Below are 15,997 nucleotides of genomic sequence, written 5' to 3'. Positions count from 1 at the left end.
TCCTATTGTGAGTATTTTCTCTTACTCGTCTTCTGGTGAAGCAAACATTTGACCATTTCCATAGCCTGACTCTTTCTCTGGCAGAACGAGGTTTAACACAAGCCCAACTAAAGCTGATAAAGCCATGCCGGCAACCGTCACTTCTACCTCAGCAACCTGAATACTTACAAAAGCTCCTCCTACACCAATGACTAAAATGACAGAAGAAATGACTAAATTTCTTTTTATTCCTAAATCCAGTTGATTATCAATTAACATTCTAAGACCACTAGAAGCGATAATACCGAATAATAAAATTGATACGCCTCCCATTACGGCTGTCGGAATCGAAGCAATTAATTCTGTAATAATACCAATAAACCCAAAGAAAACGGCTAATACTGCTGCCCCTCCAATGACAAACACACTAAAAACTCTTGTAATGGCTAGCACACCGATATTTTCTCCATAAGTGGTGTTTGGAGGCCCACCTAATAAGGATGCAATGATAGTAGCAACCCCATCACCTAATATGGATCGGTGTAAGCCTGGCTTTTTTAGAAAATTATGAGACGCTACTTTCGAAAGCACCATTTGGTCTCCAATATGTTCTGCTACTGTGACGACAGCAACTGGGACCATAATGGCAACAATGCTTAGGCTTAGTACATCTGTCGGTTGATAGTGAACAAATGGCAGAACAAATTCTGGCACTAAAAAGACGGACTGAATCATTTCTCCAAAAGAATCACTATTTACTATCTTCCCCCAAGCTGTTTGAACACCACTAGTATCTACAACTTGCACATTCATTACTCTTTGGATAAACAAAGAGTATATATATCCTCCTATAATGCCAATTAATATAGGAATCAATCCAAAAAAGCCTCTAAACAATAATGACCCTATCACGGTAATCAGTAGTGTAACCATCGCTGCACTAAAATGGACTCCACTGTACTCCCCATCTACGTTCATCGCCATATCAACAGCTGTAGGCGCTAGTCCTAGACCAATAACGATAATAACCGGACCTACAACAATGGGTGGCAGTACTTTCATAATCCAGCCGGTTCCAAAAATAGATATGAACAGCGATAACAGCCCATAAGCTATGCCTGCTAAAAAGGTTCCAACCATGACTGCTCCCGGTCCGCCTATTGTCATAGCACTAGTTATTGGTGCAATAAAAGCAAAACTGGAACCGAGGTATGCTGGTATTTGCCCTTTTGTTATTACTAAATATGCCAGTGTTCCTAGACCACTTGAAACAAGGGCTACAGCAGGAGACAAATCAGTTAAAAACGGAACAAGAATTGTTGCTCCAAACATGGCAAATAAGTGCTGTATACTAAATAAAATCCATTTTGATAATGCTGGTACATCTCTCACATCTAATACTTTTTCTTTATCTGTCATTACCCTCATCCTTTTTCCATTAATCCATTAAAAAAACCTCTTTGCAAAGTCGCAAAGAGGTAGACGTGTCCATTTTGATACACGTATCCTTACTTTCACGACCTTGCAAGTATCTCTGTACTTCCTTAAAGGTCTCCTATTTAGTTTTCAAATATACTAACAGCATCTTTATCATCAATTTCAGCTAACTCCACAGTAATAATTTCACTTTGTGAAGTAGGGATGTTTTTTCCAATAAAATCTGCTCTAATAGGTAGTTCGCGATGCCCTCTATCCACTAACACAGCTAATTGTACTTGTGAGGGCCTTCCTTGGTCCATAATGGCATCCATTGCTGCTCTTACTGTTCTTCCTGTGTATAGAACATCATCAACAAGAATGACATTTTTACCTGTTACTTGTTCTTTTAATTTCGCATCATTTAACTGTGGTTCAGGATGTTCACTAACATGTGATAAATCATCCCGATATAGGGTGATATCTAATTCGCCTGTTGGCACTTCCACATTCTCTATTTCTTTAATTCGCTCTTGTAGACGCCGAGCAATAGGGATACCTCTCGTCTTGATACCTACAAGCATCAATCCCTCTACCCCTTTATTTCTTTCTAATATTTCGTGGGCAATTCTTGTTAATGCCCTTTTCATGGCAGAAGCATCTAAAACATTTGCTTTTTTATTCATCAGAATAACCCCTTTAACCAGCCTATAAAAAAATCCTTATTCACCGAGAGGGAATAAGGATTAGGATATACGTATACACAAAAATTCCGTAATTCCTTTACCAGCCTCACGGGACTGTTTTAAAAGGCCTTTATAATGTTGTCATTATTATCACAAATAAAATGTAAATTGTCAATGACTTTTACGAATGTTTTCTAACACATGAGAAAATTTATCTGGTAATGGGGCTTCAAATTCTAACCATTCATTTGTAATTGGATGTTCAAAGCTTAGTTGGTAAGCATGTAAGGCTTGTCCTTCTACATCGATGGTTTTCCTTTGGCCATACTTAGGATCACCTACCAATGGGTACCCAATATATTTCATATGAACACGAATTTGATGCGTTCTTCCTGTCTCCAATACGCATTTAATAAAACTGAATTTTCCATGCATTCGCTCTAATACTTCAAAATGTGTAACAGCTTGCTTCCCATTTTCCACAACGTCCATTAATTGACGATTTTTTTCACTTCTTCCGATTGGGGCATCCACAGTACCATAGTCATGTGGAATTTCGCCATGAACGATTGCTTTATATGCCCTTTTTACCTTTTTCTGTTGCAACTGTGCAGCTAATCTTTCATGTGCTGTATCATTTTTTGCAACAACTAATAAACCACTTGTATCCTTATCAATACGGTGAACAATTCCTGGCCTTGCAACACCATTAATACCAGAAAGGTCTTCACAATGGTAAAGCAGCGCATTTACTAAAGTATCATCTTGATGGCCAGCAGCTGGGTGAACCACCATACCGCTTTCTTTGTTTACAACTAATATATCCTTATCTTCATATACAATATTTAGGGGGATATTTTCCGCTTGCACTTCTAATGGCACTACATCAGGAACCGTCCACTCTAATTGATCATTTGTTTGACATTTATAATTTTGCTTCACTGTTTGTCCGTTTACACTTACTAATTGCTTATCAAACCATATTTTAATCTGTGAACGTGAATATCCTTCTGTAACAGCAACTAAAATTTTATCAATTCGCTGTCCTTGCTCTTGCTCTTTTACGATGTATGTTTCACTCATGCATGAGAACTCCTTTTTTTCTTTCTTTCATCTAATATAGTTGCAATTAAAATAGCAATAACTCCCATTACTAAAGCCGAATCTGCAATATTAAAGATTGGATAATCATATGTACCAATATAGACATCAAAAAAATCTACTACCTCTTTTCGAAAAAGGCGATCAATAAAATTACCAACCGCTCCTCCAAGGATAAAAGCTAAAGCAATGGCTAATATTTTACTATCCTTGCTATACTTTTGAATATAATAGACAACAAATGCAATCACAACAGCCGTAATAATATAGAAAAAGGTCATCTGTCCTGCTAAAATACCCCAAGCGGCTCCAGGATTTCTATGAGAAGTAAGATAGACAAACGAATCAATGACTTCTATACTTTGACCTATCTCCATATGACGAACTACCAACCATTTCGTCCATTGATCTAATAATATTACCACAGCAGCAATTAAGTATACCCACATATTTTTCCCTCCACTTTACCATTAACATACACTCTTACAGTGAACAATCTTCCGTAAGCCCCCCATTTAACACTTAGAATAATTAAAGAAGAAGAGAGCCCTCACTGATGGTAGTCTTTCTATATTATATCTATAATAATGTTTCTAAAGCAACGAATCACCTAACGCCAAAACACCTAATGCAGAAAAATCAACTACCCGATAGCAGGGTAGTTGATTTTTCTATCATTTTTCTTGCTGTAATTCGGTATAGTTTTCTTTTACAACCGTTGCACACCTTGTGCACAGAGTAGGGTGATCTTCGTCTTCGCCTACTGTATTGGATACAACCCAGCAACGCTCACATGTCTCACCTTCATGTTTGCCAATACTTAAGGTTACATGTTCGTAGCTTTGTCCCCCATCAAGCTGATCCACTATTTTCACATCTGAAACGATCAGCAGTTGATGTAGATAAGGAATTTCCTTTAATACAGCCTCGACTTTTTCATTGTTTGCTTGAATGGAAACTGATGCTTCGAGTGATTTTCCAATTACTTTTTCTGCACGTGCTTCTTCTAATGCTTTCAAGATATCATCACGAATATCCATAAATTGATCCCATTTTTTCTCTAGTTGTTCACTGCCTTTCACTTCACGAGGACTAGGCATATCAGTTAACTGAACACTTTCTTCCTTCACACCTGGAATATGAGACCATACCTCATCCATTGTATGCGTTAAGATTGGTGAAAGCAGCTGCACAAGTGATCTAATGATTTCATAGTATACAGTTTGAATACTTCGTCTTCTAGGATGATCAGGTGCTTCGATATATAAAATGTCTTTGGCAAAGTCTAAATAGAAGGAGCTCAAATCAATCGAACAGAAATGATGAATTGTTTGATACACAGTAGAAAAATCATATTCATCATATGCTTTACGAGCTTTTTCAATAACCTGTTGCAACTTGTATAACATATATCGATCGATTTCTTGTAATTGATCATCCGCTGTAATATGACTTGTTTCAAAGTCATTTAAGTTTCCAAGCATAAATCGGAAAGTGTTTCGAATTTTGCGATATCCTTCAGATGTTTGTTTGATAATTTCATCAGATATACGCACATCTGCTTGATAATCTACAGAAGCCACCCAAAGTCGTAAAATGTCTGCACCATACTGTTTCATCACTTTTGATGGTACGACAACATTCCCAACTGACTTACTCATTTTTCTTCCTTGACCATCTAAAGCAAATCCATGACTGATAATCGTTTCATAAGGAGCTTTTCCTGTTACAGCTACAGCTGTTGATATAGAAGAATTAAACCAGCCACGATATTGGTCTGAACCTTCTAAATAAACATCTGCTGGTCGTTTTAACTCTTCATGGTTTTCCAACACTCCTTCGTGAGAAGAACCTGAATCAAACCAAACATCCATAATATCATTTTCTTTGGTGAATTTACCGTTTGGGCTGTTCTCAGATGTAAAGCCTTCTGGTAACAAGTCCTTCGCATCCCATTCAAACCATATATTAGATCCATGTTCTTCAAATAGCTTCGCCACATGGCTAATTGTTTCATCATTAATAATTGGTGTTCTATCTTCCGCATAGAAAACAGGAATAGGAACACCCCAAGTACGTTGTCTAGAGATACACCAATCCTCTCTATCTCGCACCATATTAAACAGTCTTGTTTCGCCCCATTTCGGTAACCAATTAATCCGTTTGATTTCCTCTAAAATTTCATTACGAAAATCTTTTATAGATGCAAACCATTGATTGGTTGCTCTGAAAATAGTTGGCTTTTTAGTACGCCAATCATGTGGGTACGAGTGCGTAATAAAGTCTAGTTTTAATAAGGCTTGGCTGTTATCAAGTTGTTGTGTGATTTCTTTATTAGCTGCATCATAAAACAGCCCTTCAAAACCTGGTGCTTCATCAGTAAAATACCCTTTTTCATCAACAGGGCAAAGTACGTCTAATCCGTATTGCTTTCCAATAATAAAGTCGTCTTCCCCATGACCCGGTGCAGTGTGGACAAGTCCTGTACCACTTTCTGTTGTAACATGATCTCCCAAAATAAGGATAGAATCACGCTCATATAAAGGATGTTTTGCAACAAGCTTCTCCGCTTCTTGACCCTTAAATGTTTTTACGACTTCTGCTTCTGTCCATTCAAACGTTTCTTTTAGTTGATTTAACATCTCATGCGCAATAATATACTTTTGATTCTCTACTTTTACAACGGCATATTCTAAATCAGGATGCACGGCAATAGCTAAGTTTGCAGGAATTGTCCATGGTGTTGTTGTCCAAATGATAAACTTCTCGTCACCGTCTAGTAAATCTCCGCCATCTTTTACATCAAACGCAACATAAATAGATGGAGAACGCTTATCTTGATATTCAATTTCCGCTTCAGCTAAAGCTGATTCCGAAGAAGGAGACCAATATACAGGTTTTAATCCTTTATAAATGTAGCCTTTTTTCGCCATATCACCAAATACTTTAATTTGCGCAGCTTCATAAGATTTATTTAACGTAATGTAAGGATTTTCCCAATCACCGCGTACTCCTAGTTGTTTAAATTGTGCTCGCTGATTGTCAATTTGTTTCAAAGCATATTCAGCACATTTTTGTCTGAATTCTGCTACGGACATTTTTTTACGGTTAACTTTCTTTTTCGCTAAAGCTTGCTCAATTGGCAACCCATGTGTATCCCACCCCGGTACATATGGAGCATGAAATCCTGCCATTGATTTATATTTTACAATAAAATCTTTTAATACCTTGTTTAAGGCATGGCCCATGTGTATATCACCATTTGCATAAGGGGGGCCATCATGTAGAACGAACAATGGTCTTCCTTTTGTACGTTCTTGTACTTTTTGGTATATCTTTTCTTCATCCCACTTTTCTTGTAGTTTTGGTTCTTTGTTTGGTAAATTTCCACGCATCGGGAAAGCTGTTTTCGGCATGTTCAATGTTTTTTTATACTCCATTTCAAATCCTCCTTTATCAGTTTTTTTATAAATGGACGGAATTAAAAAAAGCCTGTCACATCCCAAAAAGGGACGAGACAGGCTCGCGGTACCACCCTTATAGATAATCTTACTGATTTATCCACTTATTACCTATTCGTAACGTGAATGACTCGTTAGCACCTACTTTTTCCTTTCAGTGCTACTACTCATGGGTGATTTTCCAATAATAAACTATCTTAGGCTCCCACCATCCCTAATTCGCTACCATAGCCCTTACTATTGTACTGTCCCAATCCTTGTATTTTGTTCGAATTCAATTATTTCATTGCATTAAAATTATATGTAATAATCCGTTTTACGTCAAGGTATTAATTAATACTTAACCTCATCCCATTCTTCTGAGCTACCTTTATCTTCCTCAAGCTCCATTTCAAATAATGAATCCCAATCATCATTTTCGATCAAGTCTAATTGTGCTTCAACTAGCATTTTAAGCCTTGTTTTAAACACTTTCGCTTGTTTCTTTAACTCTTCCACTTCCAAAGATATAGCTCGAGATTTGCTTAATGCTTCATTAATAATACGGTCCGCATTTTTTTCTGCCTCTTTAATAATAAGTTTTGATTCTTTTCTAGCACTTTCCTTTACTTCTTCAGCTGTTTCCTGTGCTACTAAAATCGATTTATTTAAGGTCGTTTCTATATTAGAAAAATGGCTCAACTTCTCGTCTAATTTTTCCACTTGCTCCTTTAATTCTTTTTTTTCACGGATGACTGTCTCATAATCTTTAATAACCTGATCTAAAAATTCGTTGACATCATCTTCGTCATATCCTCGGAATCCTCGAGCAAACTCTTTATTGTGAATATCCAATGGTGTTAAAGGCAATGAAGCCACCTCCTCCAGAAGTTATTTCTTTTTATCACAGTGAACAATCGTCCATAAGCCCCTCTTAAAGACTTTACATAATCAAAGAAGGATAAGTGAGAGATAACGGACGCTAGCCCCTGATAAGTTACGCTAACCTCAGTGGAGGATGCCCCCCCACTGATGGAAGTCTCTTTCTATAGTACCACACTTATTCGACATAACCATATAAATTCCTGCAAAAATTCTACATTAATTTTGCATAACGTATGCGAAACTTATCTTTTTTCGTTTTTCCTTCAAACGTGCTAAGTTTCGTTCTCCCTTTACCACGTACAGATATTAGGTCATCTTCCTCTAGTACGTATGCTGGTTGCTCTATTGATTGAAAATTAACTTTTACTAATCCTTTTTTAATATGCATCAATGCTTGTTGCCTTGACATTTGATACATTTCCTTAATTAATACATCTAATCGAAGAGAAGCACATGTTGCACTCTTCTCTACCCAATTTTGATTACTTTCAAATCGGTCGGAGAAGGAAACAGGTTCAAATGTAACCGTAGCTTTTTTTATTGATGTAATATTAGCAAGTAAGTAACTCGTAATATCTTTTGCCACTAAGATTTGAATCGTCCCCTCTTTTATGACAATATCACCAATTTTTTTCGTTTAATACCTGCTGATAAAAAAGCACCTAATACATCTCGATGTTCGATTGACACAAACTTGGCAGGGTATGAAGCTTGTAACAAGTCGACTTCAAATGTTTCCTCTGTAATGGATTCATAGAAAGGGGCTAAAACCGCCCTTTTGCGCTCAGCTTGATCCCACACTCCGAGAAATTCTAGTTGTAAGTTCTCATCATGACCAATTAACGTTTTAAATATTTTTTGTTCTCTTGGATGTAGAAAATCGGTTAACTTAGGTTCAAATCTCCTTTCTACATCTTCTCTCCATGATAACACCTGATCAATAAATGGGTGCTCTTCCTTTCTAAAATGTTGATAAATATCCATACTATCACCTGACTATCCTCTTATAACAATTGTAAAAATAAATAATTTAAGCCTCTCATAGCAAACTGGAGAACAAAAATGGCTACGATAGGAGATATATCAAGCATGCCGCCAATTGGAGGAATAATCTTGCGAAAAGGCTCTAAATAAGGTTCAACAATCGAACCTAAAAACCTTCCAATGGAGGAATCTCTTGCTCCTGGGAACCATGACATTAATATATAAATAATGATCGCATAAGAATAGATCATCATAGCTGTTGAAAGAATTTCATAAATCATATACATCATCTATTACCACCTTTGTTCTGGGTCTACTTCTTCCATGATTTCTGTAATACTTCCTGAAATTTCGATATGCTCCGGTGTACATAAAAATGTTTGCGAACCTAGCTTTTTAATTTGACCTGATAAAGCATATACCGTCCCACTCATAAAATCTATAATTTGCCTTGCTTGCTGGGTGTCCACCCGTTGCAAATTAATAACAACTGAACGACGGTTAACCACTTGATCTGCAATATCTTGTACTTCGCTGTAAGACCGAGGTTCACATAAAACAACTTTGGAACTTTTTTGCACAGAGCTAAGACTTACAACATTTCCTTTTTCTTCTGTTTCTCCGGTTGTCTTTGGAACTTCGCTTTGAAGTTCTTCGATGAATTCATCCTCTTCTTCTATACCAAACAAGTGACGAAATTTTCCTTTCATACTCATTCTATCACCTCTATTCATCGTATGGGCCTACTAATTCCGAACCAATACGTATATGTGTAGCTCCTTCTTCTACAGCGATTTGGTAATCATTACTCATCCCCATAGATAAGTAATCACAAGGGGCATAATCCCAATTTTCTGCCTGAATCTGATCACGTAATTGTCTTAACTCTCGAAAAATCCCACGTAAAATTGCTTCATCATCCAGAAAAGGGGCCATTGTCATTAACCCAACTACTTTCACATTCGGGTAATTCGCCATTTTTTCTATAAAAGAAGGAACCTCCTCTTTTGATAATCCATGTTTAGATTCTTCACCACTTACATTAACTTGTACAAAGCAGGATATTGGGCGATCTGCTCGTTTATTTATTTCTTTTGCTAATGATTTTCGATCTAATGAGTGAATATAGTCCACATTTGCAATGATTTCCTTAACCTTTCTGGATTGCAGTGAACCAATAAAATGCCATGTAGCATCATTACCAATCTCATCATATTTCTTCAAAAACCCTTCCATTCGGTTTTCGCCTAAATTTTTTACTCCAGCTCCAAGCGCTTCTTTCGCCCTGTTTATTGTAACATATTTCGTTACACCAATGATGTTTATGTCGGTTTCACTTCTCCCAACATTGGAGCAGGATTGTCTAATGTTTTCTTGTATTTGTGCTAAATTATCTGCTACTTTCACCTAGCGAATCTCCTTCCTTTTTATTTGTTTGATGGGAAAATACCGATAAATCCTAGCATTCGTCCGGTCTTTCCCTTTTCCTTTCGATGTGAAAAAAATAACGAATCATGTGCAGTACAATAGCTTGTTTTATAAATATTAGCAGCAGGTACTCCAGCTTTTATTAAATAATATTGATTTAACCGTTTTAAATCTAAATCATATTGATCTTTCTTCACTTGCTCATATGTATCCTGAAATGCTTCTGGAATATGTCTAATGACATTGTCATCTACTCGGTAGCAATCCATACAAATAGATGGACCAATAACCACTTCTAAGTCATGTAATGGGACGCCATTTTTGGTTAGCTGTTGTATTGTTTGCTGCGCAATATTTCCTACCGTCCCTCGCCATCCTGCATGTGAAAGCCCTACGATTTGTGCTTTTTTCGAATAAAAGAAAAGTGGCACACAGTCTGCAAATAATCCAGTGCATAACACTTCTGGCTCATTTGTAATCAAACCATCTGTCTGACCAACAGCATCCTCTAACGTATAAATTCCTTTGCCGCATTCCGATTTTGTTACCACTTGCACACGATTTCCATGCACTTGCTCTGCCATTACCCATTGGTTAAGCGGAACTTGAATTTTATCAGCGAGTTTTGATCGATTACCTTCTACAGCTTGCCTATCATCTTCCACATGGTAACCAAGATTAAAAGTATTATATGGGGCTTGACTTTCTCCACCATGACGAGAAGTGAATCCTGCAATAACGTTATGGTTTTCTCGTTCCCATCGATCGATCGTTAGTATCCCTTTATCTGCTTTATAATAAAATGGTTCCAACAGAAAATCCTCCTATTTTTCATCATTTTACCACATTTTTTTACTGCTTAACAGTTTGATAAAGAAAAACTTGGCTATCCGCCAAGCCTTATGGCGCAGTGCGGTAGTCTAGTTGCACTTATCTATATTCTTAATAATTGTCCACTACGTCGAGATTGCTTCCTTGCTGATAATTTATACTTTCCTATACGGTTATAAAAGCCAAAACCAGATCACCCTCTTTTAGTTGATCTGGTCTCCCTCATTTGCTGTATAGGAATGGTTCGTATATGGAAGTTTCTTTACTAATATGACATCATGACCTATTTTTTTTACGTGTTCCCAAGGTATAATAATTTCTTTGGATTCTCCGAACACCCCAAATAATTTCGTCTTCGTTGCTACAATTAAGCTGGTTATTCTACCCAACTCTACATTAATCTCAATATCGGTCAAATTCCCAATTTTCGTTCCATCTTCAATATAGACAATGTCTTTCATCTGTAAAGCTGATAATGTGACCATGTTATCACCACCTTTATATAAATATATGTGATGGATAACCATTGATGAAGAGGAATAAAAATTTTATATAAAATCAAGGAATTTAGACCGAGTACTCGTTACATACTAATACCATCCTAACAGAAAGCAGGTGAGAAAATGGGTAAAGATGAACATAAAAGAAATAAAGGAAGAAACCATTTGGCACAAACACCTAAAAATCAAATAAGTGACGGACGAGATATAGAATTCTCAGAAGAACTAGCAGATGCTGAAGACCGGGAAGCACAGGCTAGAAGCAGAGCTGCAGATCAAAGAGCCAAAAATAAATAATTAGAAAACCTAAGGCTTTATCGCCAAGTCTTATCGCGAAAGCCTTAGGTTTTTCTTATACTAAAATTTAATACTGTTCTATAGTGGAACAAAAGAAGCGATGATGTAAAATCATCGCTTCTTTTTGAAGGTATGTACCTTTTATTCAAACATTTCTTTATTCATTTCTTTTATGGCAGCTTTTTCAAGACGTGAAACTTGAGCTTGAGATATTCCAATTTCTTCTGCTACTTCCATTTGTGTTTTTCCTTGGAAAAAACGTTTACTTAAAATCATTTTTTCCCGTTTATTTAAACGGTGCATTCCTTCTCGAATAGATAAATGGTTTATCCAATCATTATCCTTCACGTTATCATCACTTACTTGATCCATGACATAAATAGGATCACCACCGTCATTAAAAATCGGTTCAAATAATGATACTGGATCTTGGATAGCATCTAGGGCAAAAATAACATCTGTGACAGGAACATCTAATTCCTCTGCTATTTCTAATGGAGAAGGATCCTTCGAAGTTTTATTCAATAGCTTTTCTCTGGCATGGAGTGCCTTATACGCAATATCCCGCAGTGACCTCGACACTCTGATTGGATTATTATCACGAAGATAACGTCTTATTTCTCCGATAATCATCGGTACTGCATAAGTAGAAAATTTTACATTTTGACTTAAATCAAAATTATCAATTGATTTTAATAAGCCGATGCATCCCACTTGAAACAAGTCATCTCCATATTCTCCTCGATTATGGAAACGTTGGATAACACTTAATACGAGTCTAAGATTGCCATTTACTAATTTTTCACGTGCTGATTGATCCCCATTCTGTAGTTGCTTAAATAGAATCCGCATTTCTTCATTTTTCAGAACAGGTAAGGTTGCTGTATCAACCCCACAAATTTCTACTTTATGTCTTGTCATTATGAACCCTCCCAATTGGAGACCCTTCTCAAATTTCAGTATCACCAAAAGGGAGTTTTTTATGCATAGGCTCAATTTCCATTTTTATACTTAATCAAGTAAATTTAACCTTTTTCACTTCAAAAAAAGCCGATATGAACGTAAAATCAAACCATCTTATTAAACTCTTTTTGAAGCCTTTTAATAATTTTTTTTTCTAAACGAGAGATGTAAGATTGAGAAATACCTAACATATCTGCTACGTCTTTTTGTGTTTTTTCTTCTTTGTTCACTAAACCAAACCGTAATTCCATGATTTGCCGTTCTCTGCCATTTAATTGACTTAAGGCTTTTTTTAGTAATGATTTATCTATATTGTGTTCTAGATCTTTGAATGTAATATCTTCATCGGTTCCTAATACATCCGAAAGCAGCAATTCATTCCCATCCCAATCTACATTTAACGGTTCATCGAAAGAAACTTCTGTTTTAATTTTGTTATTCTTCCTTAAATACATTAAAATTTCATTTTCAATACATCGCGATGCATATGTTGCTAACTTAATTTTCTTTTCAGGGTTAAATGTATTAATTGCTTTTATTAATCCAATTGTTCCAATACTAATTAAATCTTCAATATTTATACCTGTATTTTCAAATTTTCTAGCAATATAAACGACAAGACGTAGATTACGCTCAATCAGCATGGCTCTTGCAGATTTATCACCTACAGGCAGACGATGTATAAGTTCATATTCTTCTTCTTTTGATAATGGGGGTGGTAATGCTTCACTCCCACCTATATAATAAATCTCATCTACTTGAAAGCCAAGCTTTTTTAATACTTTATAAAAGATCATTTTGTACTTATTTTGTATTAAAAGCATGTAGAACACTCCCTCTTTATTTCATTCATCCAGCTTTTTGGAAAAGCTTTGGATGTAATAAACAATGATAACTTTTGTCTGATGCTAAATTTCCAAATTGAATGCCTATTAGCACACGTTCCACTTTCAATGGATTTGGTTCAAGTTGAATCTTCACAAAATCAGGTTTAAAGACTAGTAAAAGCTCAGTCTCTCCTTTCACTCCTTGAAATGGTACTAACCTAAATGATGAAGAAGGCAATTGATGAGATGATCCTTCCAACATCTGCTGATGATTTTTTTTCAATTTCATTAGCTCTTCGTCAGTAAACCACGACGTTAGAACATATTCATCAGCAATAATTACTGGGACTTGTGTGATTGGATCAACTAATTGGTTGCCACTATCCAAATACCCCATTGAATCACAAGATTTTTCTTGCCAATGTATCGAAACACGGTAAAGAAAATCTCCTTTGAATTGATAGAATTTGTGCTTGTCCATACGATATTTGGTAAAAGCTAATACAATAGGAAAACCGATTACCACAAACAGAACATGTACTTCATTAGCATTTAATACATGATTAAGATTACTAATAGATTCGGTAGCATAAAGAAAGTGTGTTGCGAGCAGACCACCACCTATAGCAAAAGTCATAAAATAAAAAGTGCTTAATAATTTTAAATATGTTGCTAAATTCTGAAATCCAAATGCAATGAATACAATGACAAATGAATGACACACTTTTAATAGCCAAGACTGATGATCAAAAGCTGGAAATAGGATTGCTAGTGGAACGACCAGAGAGCCAAAGAAGCTTGCGGATAGTATTCGATACCATTTTGCATAATAATTAGCGATCGACTGTGTCAATAATAAAATCATCCAATCGATCATCAAGTTTAACAGCCAGATAAACTCTACATAAATAACCACCTTTTCCTTCCTTTCATTCCAGAACAATCTTGAACTCTTGTCTCCATAGTATATAGTAAGATCCAAAAGAAGTCTGTCAGAGTTTGTATGTATTCCTACTCTATTTTTCGGAAATTTTTAGGGGTTTTGTCAAAAAAACAACATGATGATAAATTTAGCGGTCTTCTTGAGATATAATATTAATTTGGAGGAGGTTAACCCGAATCAAATAGAAATACTCCTTTTCTTTATAACTAAGAAAACCGAGCAAAACCCATGCCTTAATGATTTATCTGACATGTAGAACAATACTGCCACATAGTGAGGAATGAGGGTTTAGATACCGCTCCAGAAACATACACTTCGCTATCACGAAGGTGAATTTTGTAGAAAATCATCCATTTTAATGCTTTTACACTAAATATTAAAACTCACGCAGGCTGCGATTATTTTTCCGCAGCGGCCATTAAGCACTCAGCATGAGACAAGTAGGTGGTGAATTTTCTATTATGAACGAATTTTATACTTTTTTCTCATAAAAAAAAGGCTGCCGAAAATGAATTCGGCAACCTTTTTCCTAAATTATCTTCTTCTATTTCGATTTCTTAAAAATGTTGGAATATCTAAAGTATCTTCTTCCTGCGTTTGACGTTGTGCTTGTGGTTGATGTACCGGTTCCTGCGGTGTTTCTTGTTTTCGTTCTTTCGGTTGAGATTGAGTCTTTTGTTGTAAGACTGACTTCGGTTTTTGCTGAGTATTCTTCATTTGACTCTCATCAAATCCAGTAGCAATAACGGTTACGACAATTTCATCTTTTAAATCTTCATTAATAACCGAACCGAAGATCACATTCACTTCCTGATCTGCAGCCGAAGTAACAATATCTGCTGCTTCTTGAACCTCATACAAGCTTAGATTAGAACCGCCAGTAATATTCATTAATACGCCATGTGCGCCATCAATAGATGTTTCGAGCAGAGGCGAAGAAACCGCTTTTTTGGCTGCCTCTGCCGCTCTACTTTCACCAGTTGCTACACCAATCCCCATTAAAGCTGATCCTTTATCAGCCATAATCGTTTTCACATCGGCGAAGTCCACGTTAATCAAGCCTGGTGTTGCAATTAAATCAGAAATACCTTGAACACCTTGTCTTAATACGTTATCTGCTTCTCGGAATGCTTCAAGCATTGGCGTATTTTTATCAATGATTTCTAGTAATCGATCATTAGGGATAACAATAAGTGTATCTACACTGCTTTTCAATCCATCAATCCCTGAAACTGCTTGTGTGGCTCTTTTTCTCCCTTCGAAGGTGAATGGACGTGTCACCACACCCACTGTAAGCGCTCCAAGCTCTTTTGCTACCTGTGCAATGACTGGAGCTGCGCCAGTTCCAGTTCCTCCACCCATTCCAGCGGTAACAAATACCATATCAGAACCTTTTAATATTTCTTCTATTTGCTCTTTGCTTTCTTCTGCTGCTTTTCTTCCAACTTCAGGATTAGCACCAGCTCCAAGTCCTCGTGTTAACTTCGTTCCTATTTGCATTTTCACTTCTGCTTTCGACAGATTTAATGCTTGAGCATCTGTGTTAACAGCGATGAACTCTACACCTTGCACTCCGTGTTCAATCATTCGATTGACAGCGTTACTTCCGCCGCCACCAACACCAATTACTTTTATTGTTGCTAGTTGGTCCATATTTGTATCGAAGTCTAACATCTAATTTCCTCCTATTTGCTAGTTTACCAGTTTACTATTTTAC

At 36.4% G+C, this 15,997-nt stretch carries 17 protein-coding genes, 1 pseudogene and 1 other annotated feature; of the genes and pseudogenes, 1 reads left to right on the top strand and 17 read right to left on the bottom strand.

The genetic code is table 11. The annotated features are described in order from the left end of the window. Positions 1 to 21 precede the first annotated feature (21 nt). The 13 genes and pseudogenes from GHD00_RS03595 to GHD00_RS03540 all read right to left on the bottom strand — a co-directional run bounded on the left by GHD00_RS03595 (position 22) and on the right by GHD00_RS03540 (position 11,235). A complete protein-coding gene (locus GHD00_RS03595) occupies positions 22 to 1,398 on the bottom strand; it encodes a solute carrier family 23 protein (protein ID WP_163536736.1) in 1,377 nt (458 codons plus the stop codon). A gap of 140 nt (positions 1,399 to 1,538) precedes the next feature. Then, positions 1,539 to 2,081 (bottom strand): bifunctional pyr operon transcriptional regulator/uracil phosphoribosyltransferase PyrR, encoded by a 543-nt coding sequence (gene pyrR, locus GHD00_RS03590; protein WP_163536735.1) that lies wholly within the window; start codon positions 2,079 to 2,081, stop codon positions 1,539 to 1,541. Positions 2,082 to 2,252: 171 nt separating this feature from the next. Beyond that, entirely contained in the window at positions 2,253 to 3,164 is a 912-nt protein-coding gene (locus GHD00_RS03585) for an RluA family pseudouridine synthase (RefSeq protein WP_163536734.1), read from the bottom strand. Further along, positions 3,161 to 3,631 carry a signal peptidase II gene (gene lspA, locus GHD00_RS03580; RefSeq protein ID WP_163536733.1) on the bottom strand — a complete coding sequence of 157 codons (471 nt, stop codon included), beginning with the start codon at positions 3,629 to 3,631 and terminating at the stop codon, positions 3,161 to 3,163. The genes GHD00_RS03585 and lspA overlap by 4 nt, the downstream gene beginning before the upstream one ends. 225 nt (positions 3,632 to 3,856) lie before the next feature. Then, entirely contained in the window at positions 3,857 to 6,622 is a 2,766-nt protein-coding gene (gene ileS, locus GHD00_RS03575; RefSeq protein ID WP_163536732.1) for an isoleucine--tRNA ligase, read from the bottom strand. Between the two features lie 65 nt (positions 6,623 to 6,687). After that, positions 6,688 to 6,910 (bottom strand) — a binding site (T-box leader). 66 nt (positions 6,911 to 6,976) lie between these two features. Beyond that, positions 6,977 to 7,492 carry a DivIVA domain-containing protein gene (locus tag GHD00_RS03570; RefSeq protein ID WP_163536731.1) on the bottom strand — a complete coding sequence of 172 codons (516 nt, stop codon included), beginning with the start codon at positions 7,490 to 7,492 and terminating at the stop codon, positions 6,977 to 6,979. A gap of 226 nt (positions 7,493 to 7,718) precedes the next feature. Continuing rightward, positions 7,719 to 7,895, bottom strand: a complete 177-nt coding sequence (locus GHD00_RS21360) for a hypothetical protein (protein WP_346427609.1) — start codon at positions 7,893 to 7,895, stop codon at positions 7,719 to 7,721. Between the two features lie 171 nt (positions 7,896 to 8,066). Then, a pseudogene (locus GHD00_RS21355) lies at positions 8,067 to 8,491 on the bottom strand (YlmH/Sll1252 family protein); the annotation flags it as partial. A gap of 20 nt (positions 8,492 to 8,511) precedes the next feature. Beyond that, a complete protein-coding gene (locus tag GHD00_RS03560; protein WP_163536923.1) occupies positions 8,512 to 8,778 on the bottom strand; it encodes a YggT family protein in 267 nt (88 codons plus the stop codon). A gap of 6 nt (positions 8,779 to 8,784) precedes the next feature. Next, a complete protein-coding gene (locus GHD00_RS03555; RefSeq protein WP_163536922.1) occupies positions 8,785 to 9,207 on the bottom strand; it encodes a cell division protein SepF in 423 nt (140 codons plus the stop codon). A gap of 10 nt (positions 9,208 to 9,217) precedes the next feature. Beyond that, positions 9,218 to 9,898, bottom strand: a complete 681-nt coding sequence (locus GHD00_RS03550) for a YggS family pyridoxal phosphate-dependent enzyme (RefSeq protein ID WP_163536730.1) — start codon at positions 9,896 to 9,898, stop codon at positions 9,218 to 9,220. Positions 9,899 to 9,918: 20 nt separating this feature from the next. After that, positions 9,919 to 10,731 (bottom strand): peptidoglycan editing factor PgeF, encoded by an 813-nt coding sequence (pgeF, locus tag GHD00_RS03545; protein ID WP_163536729.1) that lies wholly within the window; start codon positions 10,729 to 10,731, stop codon positions 9,919 to 9,921. 222 nt (positions 10,732 to 10,953) lie between these two features. After that, entirely contained in the window at positions 10,954 to 11,235 is a 282-nt protein-coding gene (locus GHD00_RS03540) for a YlmC/YmxH family sporulation protein (protein WP_163536728.1), read from the bottom strand. Positions 11,236 to 11,373: 138 nt separating this feature from the next. Between GHD00_RS03540 and GHD00_RS03535 the strand changes: the two genes are divergently transcribed. Further along, a complete protein-coding gene (locus GHD00_RS03535; protein ID WP_163536727.1) occupies positions 11,374 to 11,547 on the top strand; it encodes a YfhD family protein in 174 nt (57 codons plus the stop codon). 141 nt (positions 11,548 to 11,688) lie between these two features. Here GHD00_RS03535 and sigG read toward each other — a convergent pair whose 3' ends face one another. The 4 genes from sigG to ftsZ all read right to left on the bottom strand — a co-directional run bounded on the left by sigG (position 11,689) and on the right by ftsZ (position 15,954). Continuing rightward, on the bottom strand, positions 11,689 to 12,468 hold the full coding sequence (sigG, locus tag GHD00_RS03530) for an RNA polymerase sporulation sigma factor SigG (protein ID WP_163536726.1): 780 nt from the start codon (positions 12,466 to 12,468) through the stop codon (positions 11,689 to 11,691). A gap of 146 nt (positions 12,469 to 12,614) precedes the next feature. Further along, entirely contained in the window at positions 12,615 to 13,334 is a 720-nt protein-coding gene (gene sigE, locus GHD00_RS03525) for an RNA polymerase sporulation sigma factor SigE (RefSeq protein WP_163536725.1), read from the bottom strand. A 25-nt stretch (positions 13,335 to 13,359) separates the two neighbouring features. After that, positions 13,360 to 14,253 carry a sigma-E processing peptidase SpoIIGA gene (gene spoIIGA / locus GHD00_RS03520; protein WP_163536724.1) on the bottom strand — a complete coding sequence of 298 codons (894 nt, stop codon included), beginning with the start codon at positions 14,251 to 14,253 and terminating at the stop codon, positions 13,360 to 13,362. A 561-nt stretch (positions 14,254 to 14,814) separates the two neighbouring features. Further along, positions 14,815 to 15,954 (bottom strand): cell division protein FtsZ, encoded by a 1,140-nt coding sequence (ftsZ, locus tag GHD00_RS03515; protein ID WP_163536723.1) that lies wholly within the window; start codon positions 15,952 to 15,954, stop codon positions 14,815 to 14,817. Positions 15,955 to 15,997 lie beyond the last annotated feature (43 nt).

Source organism: Gracilibacillus sp. YIM 98692 (assembly GCF_010993965.1).
Lineage (GTDB): Bacteria > Bacillota > Bacilli > Bacillales > Amphibacillaceae > Gracilibacillus.
The sequence above is the reverse complement of the archived record's forward strand: the minus strand, read 5'-3'. Positions and strand labels throughout refer to the sequence as shown.